Here is a 19,538-nt window from a genome sequence, read left to right on the forward strand (position 1 = left end):
ATGAATAAGCAGGAAAATATCGCGAAAATTTACCCGTTAACCCCATTGCAAGAGGGTATGTTGTTTCATGCTGTCAAAGACACAAACAGCAGCGCCTACTGCCTCCAAATGTCCGCAAAACTCCAAGGTGATTTTCACCTACCCATTTTTGAAGAGAGCATGAACAAGCTCGTAGAGAACTATGAAGTTTTGCGCACGGTGTTCGTTTATCAAAACCTGCAGAGACCTCGACAGGTTGTTTTTAAAGAGAGAAAAGTTACCATTCATTTCGAAAACATTGCTCATTTGCCAATAGATGATCAGAACGAATACATAAAAGCGTATACCAACCAGCATCATACGTTTGAGCTGACGAAAGACGTCTTGATGAAAGCAGCCATTTTCCAAACGGGGGAGAACCAGTACCAGTTCGTTTGGGCATTCCACCATATCATCGTCGACGGTTGGTCTTTGGGGGTCTTGCTTCATAAGCTGCTCGCGTACTATGCCGCCATTCGTAAGGGTGAGACTATTCCGCGAGAAGCAACCAAACCATACAGCGAATATATCAAATGGCTGGATAAGCAAAATAAAGAAGAAGCACTTACTTACTGGCAGAACTACCTGGAAGGCTATGACCATCAGGCTGACTTCCCTAAAAAGAAGAATGTAGCGGAAGATGGCAGTTATGTCCATGTGGAGAATCTTTTCACCATCGCACCTGAGAAGACTCAGCAGCTGATGCAGATTGCCAGTCAGAATCAGGCTACGATGAGCAGTGTGTTTCAATCTCTTTGGGGGATTTTGGCGGGCAAGTACAAAAACTCGGACGATGTGGTTTTCGGTTCTGTTGTGTCAGGTCGTCCGCCAGGGATTCAAGGGATTGAGAGCATGGTCGGATTGTTCATTAACACGATCCCAACCCGCGTGCAAACGAGTAGAAAACAAACCTTCAGTGGGCTGCTAAAAACAGTTCAGAAGCAAGCCTTGGCTTCTGCTTCTTATGATTTCGCTCCGCTGTACGAAATTCAGAGCAAGACGGTACTGAAACAAGAGTTAATTGATCATTTGGTGACGTATGAAAACTACCCGGATCATGCTTCGAGTGATCGGGAGGATTCCTTAGGTTTTCAATTCAACGTGGAAAATGGGGAAGAACAGACTTCCTATGATTTTAACGTTGTGGTAGCAGTCGCACCTTCGAATGAGATGTATGTAAAGTTGAGCTACAATGCATCGGTTTATGAAGAGTCATTTATGAACCGAGTAGAAGGTCACTTGAAAACGATCATTGATCAGGTCATTCACAATCCGAATGTACTGCTTGAAGATATCGGCATCATTACGGATGAGGAAAAACAGCAATTGCTGGTCGCTTATAACGACACAACCGCTGATTATCCACGCGACAAAATGATTTTCGAGCTGATCGCGGAGCAGGCAAGACAGACACCTTCGAAAGTAGCGGTTGTTTGCGGGGAAGATCGCCTTACTTACCAGGAGCTTCAGGAGCGTTCCAACCAGTTGGCCAGAGCTCTGCGTGGGAAAGGAATTTCCCAGGGCAGTATCGTCTCCATTATGGCGGAGCATTCACTCGAGCTGATTGTGGCGATTATGGCAGTTCTAAAATCAGGCGGCGCCTATTTGCCGATTGATCCCGAGTATCCGATAGAGAGAATTCAGTATTTACTAGATGACAGTCAGACGACGATTCTATTGACACAGTCTCATCTTCAAGAAAAAGTCGAGTTTGAAGGCGATATCCTCTACCTAGACAATCCTTCTTTGTTTGAAGGTGACAGTACGGATCTTGACAATTCATGCACACCGGACGATTTGGCGTACATGATCTATACTTCCGGGTCAACGGGGAATCCAAAAGGCGCGATGATTACCCACCGAGGTCTCGTCAATTACATTTGGTGGGCGAACAAGGAGTATGTTCAAGGGGAAGCTGTCGACTTTCCGTTATACTCTTCCATTTCGTTTGATTTGACTGTCACCTCGATTTTCACGCCACTTTTGTCAGGCAATACGATCTATGTATACAGAGGGGCAGATAAGGTACAGGTCATTTTAGACATCATCCAAGATAATCAAGTGGGAATCATCAAGCTGACGCCAACACATTTGAAGCTGATAGAAGAAATAGATGGAACAAACAGCAGCATCCGACGGTTTATTGTCGGTGGTGAGAACTTGCCAACCCAATTGGCGAAGAGAATCTATGAGAACTTTGGACAGAATGTCAAGATTTTCAATGAGTATGGACCTACCGAAACGGTTGTAGGCTGCATGATTTATTTGTATGACCCAGAGAAGCCGATCCAAGAATCGGTACCAATCGGAGTTCCTGCCGACAACGTCCAGCTTTATTTGCTCGATTCCGCTATGCAGCCGATACCCGTTGGCTCCATCGGTGAAATGTATATAGCTGGGGATGGCGTAGCCAAAGGATATTTCAACAGACCAGACCTGACCCAGGAAAAGTTCATCGATAATCCGTTCCGTCCGGGGACCAAAATGTATCGAACAGGCGATCTGGCGAAATGGTTGCCCGACGGCAATATGGAATACTTGGGAAGAATCGACCATCAAGTGAAGATTCGTGGACATCGGATTGAGATGGGCGAGATTGAGACGCGTTTAACGCAGCATGAATGGATCAAGGAAGCCGTCGTTATCGCGGAAAAGGATGACAGTGGTCAAAATGTGCTCTATGCCTACATTGTTTCCGAGCAGGAGTTGACCGTATCAGAACTACGAGAGCATTTGGGAAGCACGCTTCCTTCCTACATGATCCCGTCCTTCTTTGTTCGTCTGGAAGAAATTCCGCTGACAGCCAATGGAAAAGTTGAGCGGAAGAAATTGCCGAAGCCTGACGGTGCAGTTGTAACGGGAACGGCGTACGCCGCTCCGCAGAATGAAATGGAAACCAAATTGGCTGAGATTTGGCAGCAGGCCCTGGGGGTTAGTCGTGTAGGTGTTCACGATCATTTCTTTGATTTGGGCGGACATTCACTGAAGGCTATGACAGTCATCTTTCAAGTATCGAAAGCGTTGGAAGTGGATTTGCCAGTAAAGGCACTGTTTGAGAATCCGACCGTATCCCAGCTCGCTGCTTTTATCGCGAAATCGGGGAAAAGCGCGTACACAGCCATTCAACCGGTTGAGGAAAAAGAATTTTATCCCGTATCCTCTGCTCAAAAGAGAATGTACATCCTTCAGCAATTTGAAGGAAGTGGCATCAGCTATAACATTTCGGGCGCAATGCTGCTGGAAGGAAAGCTGGATTACAATCGTTTTGCTAGCACGGTCCAACGACTGGCGGAGCGCCACGAAGCCTTGCGCACCTCCTTCCACCGTATCGATGGTGAGCCTGTACAGAAAGTGCATGATGAGGTAGAAGTACCCATCCTGATGCTGAAGTCTACGGAAGACAAGGCTGAGCAGATCATGCGCGATTTCGTCCGTCCTTTTGATCTCGGAATCGCTCCGTTGATTCGAACAGGCTTGGTTAAGCTGGGCAAAGATCGTCATTTATTCCTGCTCGATATGCACCATATCATCTCGGACGGTGTTTCGTCCCAAATTTTACTGAGCGAATTTGCCAAGCTATACCAAGGGGAAGCCTTGCAGCCTCTTTCTCTCCAATACAAGGATTTCGCGGCTTGGCAAAATGAGCTTTTCCAGACGGATGTGTACAAGAAGCAGGAGCTCCACTGGTTAAATACGTTTGCTGATGAAATCCCTTTGCTCAATCTGCCGACGGATTATCCGCGACCAACCATTCAGAGCTTTGATGGGGATCTTGTCCTTTTTGACGCAGGAAAAGAATTGACGGAGAGTTTGCGCAAGATAGCAGCAGATACGGGAACAACCCTGTATATGGTCTTGCTCGCAGCTTACCATGTCCTCCTGTCCAAGTATTCCGGCCAAGAGGATATCATTGTGGGGACGCCTGTCGCTGGTCGTTCTCATGCCGACGTGGAAAACATCATGGGAATCTTTGTGAATACGTTGGCGATGAGAAATCATCCTGCGAGAGACAAAACCTTTACCGAATTCTTGCAAGAAGTGAAACAAAATGCGCTGGCGGCTTATGACAATCAGGATTATCCATTTGAAGAGCTGGTGGAAAAGCTGGCGATTCAACGTGACATCAGCCGAAATCCTTTGTTTGATACCATGTTTTCTTTGGAAAATGCGAATCAGCAGTCGCTGGAAATCGAGCAGCTTACAGCAGCTCCTTATGAGTTGTTTAACAAAATTTCAAAGTTCGATCTTGCTTTGAATGCGAGTGAATCGCAATCTGACATTCAATTCCAATTCGCATTTGGAACAAAGCTGTTCAAAAAAGAAACGATCCAAAGAATGGCCCATCATTATCTGGAAATCCTGCGTACCATTCCTGCACAGCCGAATGCCAAGCTAGCAGAAATCGATATGATGACAGAAGCAGAAAAACGCGCTCTGATCCTGAACGTCAACGATACTTTTGTCGAACGTTCCGCTGATCAGGTATTGCATCAAATGTTTGAAGAGCAGGTAGTGCTTACGCCAGATCAAGTAGCGGTAGCCTATGACGGATACACCTTGACCTATCGCCAGTTGAACGCCCGGGCCAATCAAGTAGCTCGTTTGCTGCGGAGCAAAGGAACGCAACCAGATACGTTGATCGGCATTATGGTAGACCGTTCTATCGGGATGGTCGTGAGCATGTTGGCCGTGTTAAAAGCAGGTGGTGCGTATACGCCAATTGATCCTACCTACCCGCCAGAAAGAATCCAATACATGCTCAGCGACAGCAAGGCTCCCATTCTTCTGACACAGCGTCATTTGAAAGAGACAGTAGAGTATGCAGGAGAAATCATTGATGTTGACGATGAAGCGATTTATGCAGGGGACGACACCAATCTTGACAATGTCGCTGGTGGGGATGACTTGGCTTATGTCATTTATACTTCTGGATCGACCGGAAATCCCAAAGGGGTTATGATCACGCATCAAGCGATTTGCAATCACATGCTTTGGATGAAGAATGCCTTCCCGCTGACTACAGAAGATGCTGTCTTGCAAAAAACGCCATTTTCCTTCGATGCTTCCGTATGGGAATTTTATTTGCCACTGATCACAGGGGGACGCCTGGTACTGGCAAAGCCAGACGGACATCGCGACATCGCGTACATGACTCGCATGATCAGAGAAGAGAAGATCACGACATTACAGATGGTTCCTTCCTTGCTGGAGCTGATCATGACCGAACCGGGATGGAGCACTTGCACGAGCTTGCAACGCGTTTTCTGCGGTGGAGAAGCATTGGCACCTGCGCTAGTTTCGCGCTTTTATCAGACGCAAACGGCACAGTTGATTAACCTCTATGGTCCTACAGAATCCACGATTGATGCGACATACTGGATTTGCCCTCGTTTGCCGGAGTATGGCGTGATTCCCATTGGCAAACCGATTGATAACGTCCGTTTGTATGTCGTAAATGCGAGCAACCAGCTCCAGCCAATAGGGGTTGCAGGAGAACTGTGCATTGCTGGCGATGGTTTGGCCCGCGGCTACTGGAATCGTGAAGAACTGACAGCAGCCAGCTTCATTGACAATCCGTTTGAACCGGGTAGCAGGATGTACCGTACGGGAGACATGGTAAGGTATCTAGCCTGCGGGAACGTGGAATATCTCGGACGCATCGACCATCAGGTCAAAATCAGAGGACACCGGATCGAACTGGGTGAAATCGAAGCAAGGCTTATGCAGCATGAATGGATCAAAACGGCTATCGTCCTTGCCCGTCCAGATGAAAAAGGGCAAAACAACTTGTACGCTTATATCGTTTCCGATAGGGAAATCAAGACAGCCGACCTGAGAGCTTATATGGCGTCCCATTTGCCAGCTTATATGGTTCCTTCTTATTTTGTTTATTTGGAGAAGCTGCCGCTCACAGCAAATGGCAAGGTGGATCGCAAAGCATTGCCTCAGCCAGAGGGAGCATCCACATCTGAAATCGTGTATGTAGCTCCGCGCAATGAAGTGGAAGCTACGCTCGCAGACATTTGGCAAAGTGTACTTGGCGTGAACCCAATCGGGGTACACGATCATTTCTTCGAGGTGGGCGGACACTCCTTGAAGGCGATGAACGTCATCTCTTTGATCCATCGCACCCTTCATGTAGATGTGCCGTTGAAAACACTGTTTGAATCGCCTACCATCGCTGGCTTGTCGGCATACATCGCTACTGCTGGCAAAGGCAAGTATATAAAAATTGAACCTGTCCAAAAGCAGGAGTATTACTCTGTGTCTTCTGCACAAAAGAGAATGTTTATTCTCCGACAAATGGAAGGTGCAGGCATCAGCTACAACATGCCGGGCATCCTGTACATCGATGGCAAGCTCGATACAGAGCGTTTGCAGCAAGCGCTCAAGAGTCTGGTGAGACGCCATGAATCTCTGCGGACCTCGTTCCACACCGTGAAAGGAGAGACTGTTCAGCGCGTACATGAAGATGTTGAGCTGGAAATCTCGTTGATGGAGTCAACAGAGGGAGAGCTGAAACAAATCGTCGAGCAATTTATTCAACCGTTCGACTTGGAAAAAGCTCCACTGATACGCGCTGGACTGGTCAAACTGTCTCTGGAACGCCATCTTTTTATGCTGGATTTTCACCATATCGTGGTGGATGGTGTATCGATTGGCATTCTGGTTCAAGAGCTGGCTCAGCTTTATCACGGGGAAGAGCTGCCTGAACTGAGCATTCAGTACAAAGACTTTGCCCATTGGCAGAATCAATGGTACGAGACGGAAGAGTTTGCTGCACAGGAAGCCTATTGGATCGATACCTTTACGGGAGAAATTCCTGTATTGAATCTTGCAACGGATTATCCGAGACCTTCTGTGAAAAGCTTCGAGGGTGAGCGATTTGTTTTCGGCTCCGGTGCCCTTTTGAAAAAAGAACTGAATCGACTTGCCCATGGTACAGGAGCTACGCTCTACATGGTTTTGCTGGCGGCCTACAATGTACTTCTCGCCAAATACTCTGGACAAGAGGACATTATTGTTGGCGCGCCTACTGCTGGCAGGTCCCATGCTGAAACGGATTCGATCATCGGTATGTTTGTCAATACACTGGCGTTGCGAAACGAGCCTGTGGGGACGAAGACCTTCCTTAGCTTTTTGGCAGAAGTGAAAAACAATACGCTGAAAGCTTTTGAGAATCAGGATTATCCACTGGATGAGCTGATCGATAAGTTGGACATTCAACGGGATCTGAGCCGCAATCCTTTGTTTGACACCGTATTTATCTTGCAAAATATGGATCAGAAGCCATTCGAAATGGAGCAACTGACGTTTACACCCTATATGGCAGAAGTAAATCAGGCCAAGTTTGATCTGTCATTAGAGGCGTACGAAGAAGATGAAGAGATCATTTTTAGCCTTGATTACTGCACCAAATTGTTTACAAGAGAGACGATTGAAAAAATAGCGGCACATTTCATCCGAATCCTTCATGCCGTTATTGAGCAAGAAGCCGTTACATTGTCCGAAATCAGTATGCTTTCCACTGAAGAAAAGCATCGCTTATTAGTAGAATTCAACCAAACGCGTACGGAATATCCGCAGAACAAGACACTCCATGAGCTGTTTGAGGAGCAAGTGGAAAAAACACCACAGGTTACAGCGATTGTAATCGGTGATAAGCAGATGTCCTATCACGAATTGAATGAGCGAGCAAATCAGCTTGCCGTTACCTTGCGTGAACGGGGAGTAAAGGCTAACCAATTCGTAGGAATCATGGCGAATCGTTCTTTGGAAATGGTTGTGGGAATCATGGCCATTTTAAAAGCAGGTGGAGCCTACGTGCCTATCGATCCCGAATACCCGGAAGACCGTGTGGCCTACATGCTGGCGGATTGCGAAGCCCGTCTGTTGCTTACCCAAAAGCATCTTGGAGCTAAACTGGCTTCTAGCGTGAGCGTGGAATGCCTGTATCTGGAGGAGGAGAACAACTATTCTCCCAACCGTTCGAATCTCGAACCGATTCAAACCGCTTCCGATTTGGCTTATGTCATCTACACATCGGGGACAACAGGTAAGCCAAAAGGCGTCATGGTCGAGCATCGAGGCATCGTCAACAACGTGCTGTGGAAAAAAGAGGAGTATCAGTTTAGCGTTCATGATCGAAAACTGGTGTCCCTATCCTTTGCATTTGATGCCTTTGTTCTTTCCTTCTTTACGCCGATCCTTTCCGGTTCAGCTGTCATCCTGGCGAAGGACGAAGAAGCGAAAGATCCTGTATCTCTCAGAAAGCTCATTGCAGCTGCGAGATGCACTCAAATGACATGCGTGCCAAGTTTATTCCAAGCGATATTGGAATGCGGTTCTGCTGCAGATATCAGTTCCCTGCAAAACGTCACACTAGGGGGCGAAAAAGTAACCGCTCAGCTCGTTGAGAAGAGCAATCAGCAGAATCCGCAATTGGTCATCGTCAATGAATACGGTCCGACAGAAAGCAGTGTCGTCGCCACCTGGCAACGAATTTCGCAACTGGATTCTGTGATAACAATCGGGCGTCCCATTGCCAACACCAGCATCTATATCGTGGACAAATTCAATCAGCTACAGCCAATCGGCGTCGTCGGGGAAATTTGCATCGGTGGCCACGGTTTGGCACGTGGATATTGGAACAAGCCGGAACTCACAGCAGAGAAATTTGTTTCTCATCCGTATTTGGAAGGCGAGCGCATGTACAAGACGGGCGATCTAGGAAAGTGGCTCCCTGACGGAACGATTGAATTTATCGGTCGCTTGGATGAACAGGTAAAAGTAAGAGGATATCGGATTGAAATCGGCGAGATTGAGTCGGTTATGCTCTCCTTTAAAAAGCTGACTTCGGCTGTCGTGATTGTCCATGAGGACCAACAGGGCCAATCGTCGCTTGCTGCTTATTACACGGCGGAAGAAAAGCTTGAAGTCTCGAATCTGTGGACGTATCTGTCGAAAAGCTTGCCGTCTTACATGATTCCTGCGTACTTGGTCCAGCTCGATCATCTCCCGCTTACGCCGAATGGAAAGATCGACAGGAAAGCTTTGCCGAAACCAGAAGGCAGGCCTGTAACGGGAGCAGAATATGTGGCGCCAGCAAGTCCTGTGGAAAGCAGGCTGGTAGAGATCTGGGAACATGTGCTCGGGGTAACCGACATTGGTGTTCTCGACAACTTCTTCCAGTTAGGCGGGCATTCCTTGAAAGCCATGTCGCTCGCCGCACAGATCCATAAAGAATATCAAGTAGAGCTTCCACTCAGCGTGCTCTTTGCGACACCTACCATTCAGGCATTGGCACAGTATATCGAGACAAGTGGAAAAGACACGCATATACCGATTCATCCTGTACCGCAGCAAGAATATTATCCCGTTTCTTCAGCACAAAAGAGGATGTATGTCCTGCGCCAGTTTGAAGGTACCGGCACAGTTTATAACATGCCAAGCGTGATGTTTATTGAAGGCGATCTGGACTACGCACGCTTTGAAACCGCGATACACGGGCTGGTCAAGCGACACGAATCGTTGCGGACATCCTTCCACACAGTGAATGGTGAGCCTGTTCAGCGTGTACATGAGGCAGTCGAACTGGATGTGCGCTATGAGGATTTGACGGAAGATCAAGTCGAGCAAACCATCGAAACATTTGTGCAACCATTTGATTTGGAAAAGGCTCCGTTGTTGAGGGTTGGACTCTTCAGATTGGGAGAGAAGAGACATCTTTTCCTGATGGATATGCATCACATTATTTCGGATGGAGTCTCTGTCGGGATCATCATGGAGGAATTCTCGAAGTTGTATAGAAACCAATTATTGACAGATATGGCTGTTCAATACAAAGACTTTGCTGTCTGGCAGAAGGATCTGTTCCAAACCGACATCTATACAAAGCACGAGAACTACTGGTTGCAGTCCTTCGCGGGAGACATTCCGGTACTGAATCTGCCCGCCGATTATTCTCGCCCGCTGGTTCAAAGCTTTGAGGGAGAATGCATTACGTTCCAGGCTGGCAAAACGTTGATGGACGATTTATACAAGCTCGCCCATGAGAACCAAACTACGCTGTTTATGGTCTTGCTGGCGGCTTACAATGTGCTCCTTTCCAAATACAGCGGTCAAGAAGACATCGTAGTGGGAACGCCGATTGCTGGCAGATCGCATGCGGATGTAGAAAAAGTCTTGGGGATGTTTGTCAATACATTGGCTTTGCGAAACTACCCTGACGGCAAAAAATCGTTCCAGGCATTTTTGGAAGATGTCAAACAGAATACACTGCAAGCATACGCCCATCAGGATTATCCGTTTGAAGCACTAGTCGAAAAACTGGAAATCCAGCGGGATCTCAGCAGAAACCCACTGTTTGACACCATGTTTATTTTGCAAAACCTGGACAAAAAAGCCTTTGAGGTGGATGGACTGAAATTTGAAGCCTACTCCGGAGATGGGCAGCAAGGCAACGCCAAATTCGATCTCACGCTGGAAGCACATGAAGATGAGACAGGAATTCATTTTGGTCTCGTATACTCAACGAAATTGTTCCAAAGAGACACGATAGAAAGAATGGCAGGTCATTTTCTACAGGTGCTGCGAGGAGTTATTGCAGATCAAACCGCTTCCTTGCACGAGCTCAGCTTGTTGACCGAAGAAGAAAAACAGCTTGTGACGGTCGCATTTAACAACACGATAGTCGATTATCCACGCGAGAGCACCATTCAAGAGCTATTCGAGGAGCAGGTTCTGAGAACGCCTGAGCATGCCGCTGTCATTTTTGACGGACAGATGTTGACGTATCAGGAGCTGAACCAGAAAGCGAATCAGATCGCAAGTGCTCTTCGCCGTGAGGAAATCGGGAAGGATTCCGTTGTCGGATTGATCACAGATCGTTCTCTCGAGATGATCACGGGCATTATGGGGATCATCAAAGCGGGAGGCGCCTACCTGGGGATTGATCCAGAGCATCCATCCGAGCGGATTTCTTACATGCTCGAAGATGGCGGCGTGAAGGTTGTCCTTGTTCAAAGACATCTCTTGCATCTCGTGGAAGAAGGTCTCATTCCAATCATTTTGGAAGACGAGAGCCTGGAGCAAGAAGATGCCAGCAATCCGACTAACCTCAATGACGCCAAGGACTTGGCCTATGTGATGTACACGTCTGGTTCAACAGGCAAGCCAAAAGGAGTCATGGTCGAGCATCGCAATGTCACCCGATTGGTGAAACATACGAATTACGTTCAGGTACGTGAAGAAGATCGCATGATTCAAACGGGCGCCATTGGCTTTGACGCCATGACGTTCGAGATTTTCGGGGCTCTGTTGCATGGTGCTAGCTTGTTCCTTGTGAGCAAGGATGTCCTTTTGGATGCGGAGAAGTTAGGCAGCTTCCTGCGAGAGAATCGGATTACCACGATGTGGTTAACTTCACCACTGTTTAACCAGCTTTCGCAAGACAACCCGGCGATGTTTGAAGGTTTGCGTGCGTTAATCGTCGGTGGCGAAGCACTGTCTCCGAGACACATCAACAAAGTTAACAGCGCCCATCCAGCTCTGGAAATTTGGAACGGATACGGCCCGACCGAAAACACAACTTTCTCGACATGCTATTTGATTGAGAAGGAATTCGAAGACAATATTCCGATTGGGAAGCCAATCTCGAACTCCACAGCGTATATCGTGGATCGCTACAACCAGCCGCAGCCAATTGGGGTGCCCGGTGAATTGTGCGTCGGTGGTGATGGAGTTGCCAGAGGCTATTTGAACAAGCCGGAATTGACTGCCGAGAAGTTTGTTCCGAATCCGTTTGTTTCTGGTGAAAATATGTACCGCACAGGGGATTTGGCGAGATGGAAGGCGGATGGAACGATTGAGTATTTGGGACGTATCGACCAACAGGTAAAGATCAGGGGCTATCGGATCGAGCTTGGGGAAATCGAGAGCGTCTTGACTAATCTGGAAAAGGTAAAAGAAGCTGTCGTTACCGTGATGGATGATACGAACGGCCAAAAAGCTCTCTGCGCTTACTTTGTTCCAGAAGAGGAGCTCGACGTAGCAGAGGTGAGAGAGGCTATTTCCAAAGAATTGCCTAGCTACATGGTTCCAGCCTTCTATGTTCAAATGGATAAACTGCCTTTGACTGCAAATGGGAAGGTCAATCGCAGAGCTTTGCCTGAACCATCTGGAGATCGGGTACAAGGCTCCACATATGTCGCCCCACAAAATTCAACGGAGCAGAAGCTGGCAGAAATTTGGCAAGAGGTTCTGGGGATTCATCCGATAGGCATTCATGACAACTTCTTTGAACTGGGTGGTCATTCTCTTAAGGCTATGAATGTAATCACACAGGTGCATAAAGCATTCCAGGTAGAGCTTCCGTTAAAAGCACTGTTTGAATCTGCTACGATCCATGAGCTGGCTGCCTATATCACTGCGAGTGAGATTGAACAATTCGAGACCATTCAACCAGTAGAGCAAGCAGACTTTTACCCAGTCTCGTTCGCACAAAAAAGAATGTACATCCTGCATGAGTTTGAAGGAAGCGGGATCAGCTACAACGTGCCAAATGTGCTGATCATAGATGGCCAACTGGATTACGAGCGCTTTGAACATGCGATCCGAACACTGGTAAAACGACATGAATCCTTGCGAACATCCTTTCATTCGAAAAACGGGGAGCCAGTTCAACGAATCCATGAGGATGTCACGCTGCTCATCGGTATTTCCGAGGCGACAGAAGACCAAGTAGAGCAACGCATTCAAGAGTTGGTTCAGCCATTTAATCTCGAGGTGGCTCCGCTATTCCGGGTTCACTTGTTGAAACTGGGAGAAGAACGACACTTGTTCTTCATGGATATGCACCACATTATCTCTGATGGTGTATCGCTTGCGGTCATCGCCAAGGAGTTTGCGAGCTTGTACGAAGAAAAGCAGCTCCCTGACATGCGCATCCAGTATAAAGATTTTGCTGCTTGGCAGACGAAGCTGTCCCAGTCTGAGCGTTTCCAAAAACAGGAGGACTATTGGACGGATGTCTTTGCAGGGGAGATCCCGTTACTCAACCTGCCAAATGATTTCCCAAGACCTACTGTTCAAAGCTTCGAAGGCGACACAGTAGCGATCGGTACAGGAAATCAATTGCTTGCGGAGTTGCGACGACTCGCTGCAAATACGGGCTCCACACTGTTCATGGTGCTTTTGGCAGCCTACAATGTACTGCTGTCCAAATACGCAGGACAGGAAGAAATCGTTGTCGGTACACCGATTGCAGGTCGATCCCACGCAGATGTGGAACGAGTCGTCGGCATGTTCGTCAACACGCTTGCCTTGAAAAATGTGGCAGGAGGCAACCTGACCTTCCGCGAGTTTTTGGGTGACGTGAAACAAAATGCACTGCAAGCGTTTGAACATCAGGATTATCCGTTTGAACATCTCGTAGATAAGTTGCAAGTACGGCGCGATTTAAGCCGAAATCCACTGTTCGATACGATGTTCAGTCTGGGGCTTGCGGACTCCTCTGCATTAGAAATTGCCGGACTCAACATGTCCGCTTACCCGGTAGATGGCAAGATCGCGAAATTCGATATCGCTCTGGACGCGATGGAACAACAGGATGAGCTACTCGTGCAATTCAGCTATTGCACGAAGTTGTTTGCCAAAGAATCGATCGACCGCATGGCAGCGCATTACGTCCATCTTCTACAGACGATCATTGCCAATCCAGATTGCAAGCTGGCAGAGATCAATGTTTTGTCAAAAGAAGAGATAGAGCAAATGCTCCATGATTTCAATGCAACAAAAGCCGCTTATCCAACGAATAAAACGTTCCAGGAGCTATTCGAAGAGCAGGTAGAAAAAACACCCAACGAAGTAGCTGTCATCTTCGAGGACGAACAGCTTACGTATCGGGAATTAAATGAAAAAGCCAACCAACTCGCACGTGTTTTGCGCCAAATGGGAGTCAAGCCAGAGAGCAATGTCGGCATCATGGTAGACCGCTCCTTGCACATGGTAGTAGGGACGCTTGGTATTTTGAAAGCCGGCGGCGCCTACGTTCCGATTGATCCAGACTATCCGTTGGAGCGTCAAACATTCATTTTGGAAGATAGCGATGCGAAGTTGTTCCTTACCTTGCAAAAGATGAATACGCAGCTTGCATTCCCTTACGAAACGCTCTATCTGGATGCAGAGGGGTTGTATCAGGGAGAAGCGAGCAATCTGGAACCTGTTGCACTGCCGGAACACGCTGCTTACATCATTTATACGTCCGGTACGACTGGCAAGCCAAAAGGGGTCGTGATCGAGCACCGGAGCTATGCGAATGTCGCGTTTGCATGGCAGGATGAGTATCACTTGGATACCTTCCCGGTTCGCTTGCTGCAAATGGCGAGCTTCGCCTTCGACGTATCGACTGGCGATTTTGCCAGAGCATTGCTCACAGGAGGGCAACTGGTCATTTGCCCGAATGAGGTCAAAATGGACCCTGCTTCCTTGTACGAAATCATCAAGCGGTATGAAATAACGATTTTCGAAGCCACACCAGCTTTGATCATGCCGTTGATGCATTACATTTACGAAAACAAGCTCGACATCAGTCAGATGAAGCTCCTGATCCTCGGAGCAGACAGTTGTCCGGCAGAAGACTTCAAGACCTTGCTCGCCAGATTCAGCCAGACAATGCGCATTGTTAACAGTTATGGCGTAACAGAGGCGTGCATCGATTCCAGCTATTACGAAGAAACAGATGTCTCATCCATTCGCTCGGGAACGGTACCGATCGGAAAACCGCTGCCGAATATGCAGATGTATGTGATGGATCAAAAATTGAATCTTCAACCTGTTGGAGTCGTGGGGGAGTTGTGCATCGGTGGAGCTGGGGTCGCTCGCGGTTATTTGAACAGACCTGAGCTGACGCAGGAGAAGTTCGTACCGAATCCTTTTGCACCAGGTGAACTCTTGTACCGTACGGGTGATCTGGCAAAATGGCGCGCGGATGGCAATGTAGAATTCCTGGGTCGTAACGATCATCAAGTGAAAATCAGGGGTGTCCGTATCGAGCTGGGCGAAATCGAGACACAGCTACGCAAGCTGGACGGAATCCTTGAAGCAGTTGTCATCGCAAGAGAGGATCACAGACAAGAAAAGTATCTATGCGCGTACATGGTGGCAGACCATGAGATCGATACAGCACAAGTACGTAAGGAATTGCTAAAAGAATTGCCTCAAGCGATGATTCCATCGTATTTCGTAACGCTTGAAGCGCTGCCGCTTACCGCAAACGGGAAGATCGACAGACGTTCCTTGCCGGCGCCAGATGTATCTCTACTTAGAACGACAGAGTACGTGGCACCTCGTACGGAGTTGGAAGCGCAATTGGCCCGGGTCTGGGAGCAAGTGCTGAATGTGGAACATGTAGGGGTTCTGGATGATTTCTTTGCAATTGGCGGTCATTCCCTGCGTGCGATGAGTGTGATTTCGAGCATGCATAACGAATATCAAGTCGATATTCCGCTTCGTATTTTGTTCGAAAAACCGACGATTCAGCAATTGGCTGCACACATCGAAGAGACAGCAAGAGGATATGTCATTTCGATCCAACCAGCACCTGCGCAAGAGTATTACCCTGTTTCATCGGCTCAAAAGCGCATGTATATCCTCCATCAGTTCGAGGGAGTCGGCATCAGCTACAATATGCCTTCGACTATGCTGATCGAAGGAAAGCTGGAACCGGAACGATTAGAGACAGCGTTCAAGCGGCTGATTGCGCGACATGAAAGTCTTCGTACGTCTTTTGCCGTTGTAAATGGAGAACCTGTTCAGAAGATTCACGAGGAAGTATCTTTTGAACTTTCGTATACAACGATCACAGAAGATCAGGCACAAGAGGTTCTTTCATCCCTTGTTCAGCCATTCGATCTGGGGGTAGCGCCGTTGCTTCGCGTCCGTCTCCTGCATATCGGAGAAGATCGTCATGTGCTCTTTACCGACATGCATCACAGCATTTCCGACGGTGTATCCTCCGGCATTCTCCTGTCTGACTTAGTGAAGTTGTACCAAGGGGATGTTTTGCCAGAGCTGCGAATCCAGTACAAGGACTTCTCCGTATGGCAACGGGAGCTTTCCCGATCCGATGCCTTCAACAAGCAAGAACAGTACTGGGCTCAAGTGTTTGCAGACGAAATTCCAGTGCTGAATCTGCAAACGGATTTCACCCGACCAAGCATTCAAAATTTCGCAGGAGATCAGTATAGCATCGGAACCGGTAAACAGCTCATGGAAGGCTTGAACCAGCTGGCCCGAGAAACGGGAACGACACTGTATATGGTGCTCCTCGCGACGTACAACGTACTGCTTTCCAAATATTCCGGGCAAGAGGACATCATCGTCGGCACACCGATTACAGGCAGATCCCATGCTGATCTGGAACCAATCGTCGGTATGTTTGTCAACACATTGGCGATGAGAAACAAGCCGCTTGCTGGGAAAACATTCACCGAGTTGTTGCTGGAAGTCAAGCAGAATGCACTGGACGCTTATGTTCATCAGGATTATCCGTTTGAGGAACTGGTGGAAAAACTCGACATTCCGCGAGACTTAAGCAGAAACCCGCTCTTCGACACGATGTTTACTGTGCAAAACAACACGGATGATGCTATCGACTTGCTCGGCTTGACACTCGCTCCTTTCATGACTGATCAGGCTGGCAACCATTCCAAATTTGATTTGACGTTGATTGCCACAGAAGAGCGTGAAGAGATTCGCATTGGCGTGGAGTACAGCACAAGCTTGTTTACGAGAGAGACAATTGAACGGTTAAGCAATCACTTCATGGCTATTGCCCAAATCGTTGTGCAAAACCCGCATATCCGCTTGAGCGAAATCGATATGCTCTCGACGGAAGAGAAGCAGCAAATTTTCGGGAAGTTCAATGATACAGGTGTTAGCTACGTACCGGACAAAACGATGCATCAATTATTCGAAGAGCAAGTCGCGAAGACGCCAGATCAGGCAGCCATTCTCTTTAACGGTCAGTCACTGACGTACAGCGAGCTCAATGAGCGGGCCAACAGACTGGCAAGAGTTCTGCGCACTAGGGGAGTCGGACCTGATCGTCTTGTAGCAGTCATGGCGGAGCGTTCACCAGAGATGATCATTGGCATCCTCGGTATCTTAAAGGCAGGCGGAGCGTATGTTCCAATCGACCCGGCGTACCCGCAAGAACGCATTCAGTACCTGCTTGCGGACAGCAACGCAGCACTGCTTCTCTGCCAATCTCATTTATCAGAACTATTGTCTCGCGTGTCGAGCGGGCTTGACTGGATTGATCTGAACGCAGAACATGACAACGAGATGGATGGCTCCAATCTCTCATCACTCAATCAACCGACCGATCTCGCCTATGTAATCTATACATCGGGTACGACCGGTAAGCCGAAGGGCGTTATGATTCCACATCGAGGAATCGTCAATTGCTTGCAGTGGAGAAGAGATGAATATGGATTCGGACCGGGAGACAAGGCGTTGCAGGTATTCTCATTTGCCTTCGATGGGTTTGTAGCCAGCTTGTTCGCTCCGCTTTTCGGAGGTGCTACTTGCGTCTTGCCGAGAGAGGAAGAAGCGAAAGATCCGGTAGCGCTGAAAAAGCTGATTGCCTCAACGGAAGTCACACATTACTACGGTGTACCGAGTCTGTTCCAGGCAATTCTGGATTGCTCGACTGCTGCCGACTTCTCACCTCTGCGTTGCGTGACACTGGGAGGCGAGAAACTACCTCCGCAGCTTGTGCAAAAAACGAAAGAAAAGCATCCAGCAATCGAGATCAACAATGAATACGGTCCGACCGAAAACAGCGTCGTCACCACCATCTCTCGTTCGATTGAAGCGGGGCAAGATATCACGATTGGACGACCGCTAGCCAATGTACAGGTTTACATCGTAGATACGCAACATCATTTGCAACCGATTGGCGTAGTGGGAGAGCTATGCATCGGAGGACCAGGACTGGCAAGAGGTTATTTGAATAAACTAGAGCTCACTCAAGAAAAGTTCGTTCCGAATCCGTTTGTGCCAGGGGAGCTCATGTATAAAACGGGTGACTTGGTGAAATGGCGGACGGATGGCACGATCGATTACATCGGCCGGGCTGACGAACAGGTGAAGGTGAGAGGGTACCGCATCGAGATCGGGGAGATCGAGAGCACTATACTTGCTTACGATGGCATCGATCAAGCAGTGGTAGTTGTGCAAGAGGATGACGTAACGGCCGGACAGTATCTTTGCGCTTATCTCGTCCCAGCAGCAGAGGTATCCATTTCCGAGCTGAGAAGGTATCTGGCGAAGGAACTGCCTGCTTACATGGTTCCAAGCTATTTTGTCCAGTTGGATCAACTGCCGCTTTCAGCCAATGGAAAAGTGGATCGCAAAGCGTTGCCGAAGCCAAAGCCATCGGATGCGGCCTCACGTGAGTTCGTGGCCCCAAGAAGTGCGACTGAGCATCAATTGGCTGCCATTTGGCAGGAAGTTTTGGGGATAGAACCAATCGGCATCACTGACCATTTCTTTGAACTGGGTGGGCACTCATTGAAAGCAACACTGTTGGTTGCAAAGGTGTATGAGTACATGCAGATTGAACTTCCGTTAAACCTTATCTTCCAGCATCCAACCATTGAGAAGGTAGCCGATTTCATCACGCACAAGAACTTCGAGGGCAACTCCGGTGGTCCCATTCTCTTAAATGAAGAGACGGCGAGAAAGGTATTCTGCTTTACGCCGATTGGAGCCCAAAGTGTCTATTACCAAAAGCTTGCTGATGAAATCAAGGGCGTCTCCTTGTATAGCTTTGATTTCATCCAAGAAGACAATCGACTTGAGCAGTACATCGAAGCCATTGTAGCGATTGATCCAAAAGGACCCTATACGCTCATGGGGTATTCCTCTGGAGGCAATCTGGCATTTGAAGTCGCAAAAGAACTGGAGAATCAAGGATATGTCGTGACCGATCTCATCTTGTTCGATTCGTACTGGAAAGACAAGGTGATGGAGAGGACTCTGGCGGAAACAGAGAGTGACATTGCCCAGTTATTTGCCGAAATTGGTGAGAACATCGAGATGTTCAACATGACGCAAGAAGACTTCAATTTGTACGCTGCCAATGAATTCGTCAAGCAAAGCTTCATTCGAAAAACGGTCAGCTACGTGATGTACCACAATCAACTGATCAATACGGGTGCAACAAACGCAGCGATCCATCTCATTCAATCAGAGCTGGAATCGGGCGAAGAAGATCTGGCCGCAGTCAAATGGAATGAAGCCGCTTGGACACAGGCTACGAAACGACTGATGACGTACGAAGGATACGGTATCCACTCCAGAATGTTGGGTGGAAATTACGTGACAATGAATGCCTCCATCCTCCGAGACATCCTGCAAGAGCTGTTCATTCTGAAATAAGATCGAGGCTTTGTGATGATTCCCCTTGGGAACACGTTTTCCAAGGGGAGTTCATCCATTACATCCTTGGAGAG

Annotated in this window: 1 protein-coding gene; it reads left to right on the forward strand. The window is 48.1% G+C overall.

Features of this window, described 5'->3' with window-relative positions; translation table 11 throughout:
• Positions 1–19,464: a tyrocidine non-ribosomal peptide synthetase TycC gene (tycC, locus tag M3630_RS00755; RefSeq protein ID WP_251250869.1), complete on the forward strand. Its 19,464-nt coding sequence runs from the start codon at positions 1–3 to the stop codon at positions 19,462–19,464.
• Positions 19,465–19,538: the final 74 nt, after the last annotated feature.

It is taken from the genome of Brevibacillus sp. MER 51, from assembly GCF_023714195.1.
Lineage (GTDB): Bacteria > Bacillota > Bacilli > Brevibacillales > Brevibacillaceae > Brevibacillus.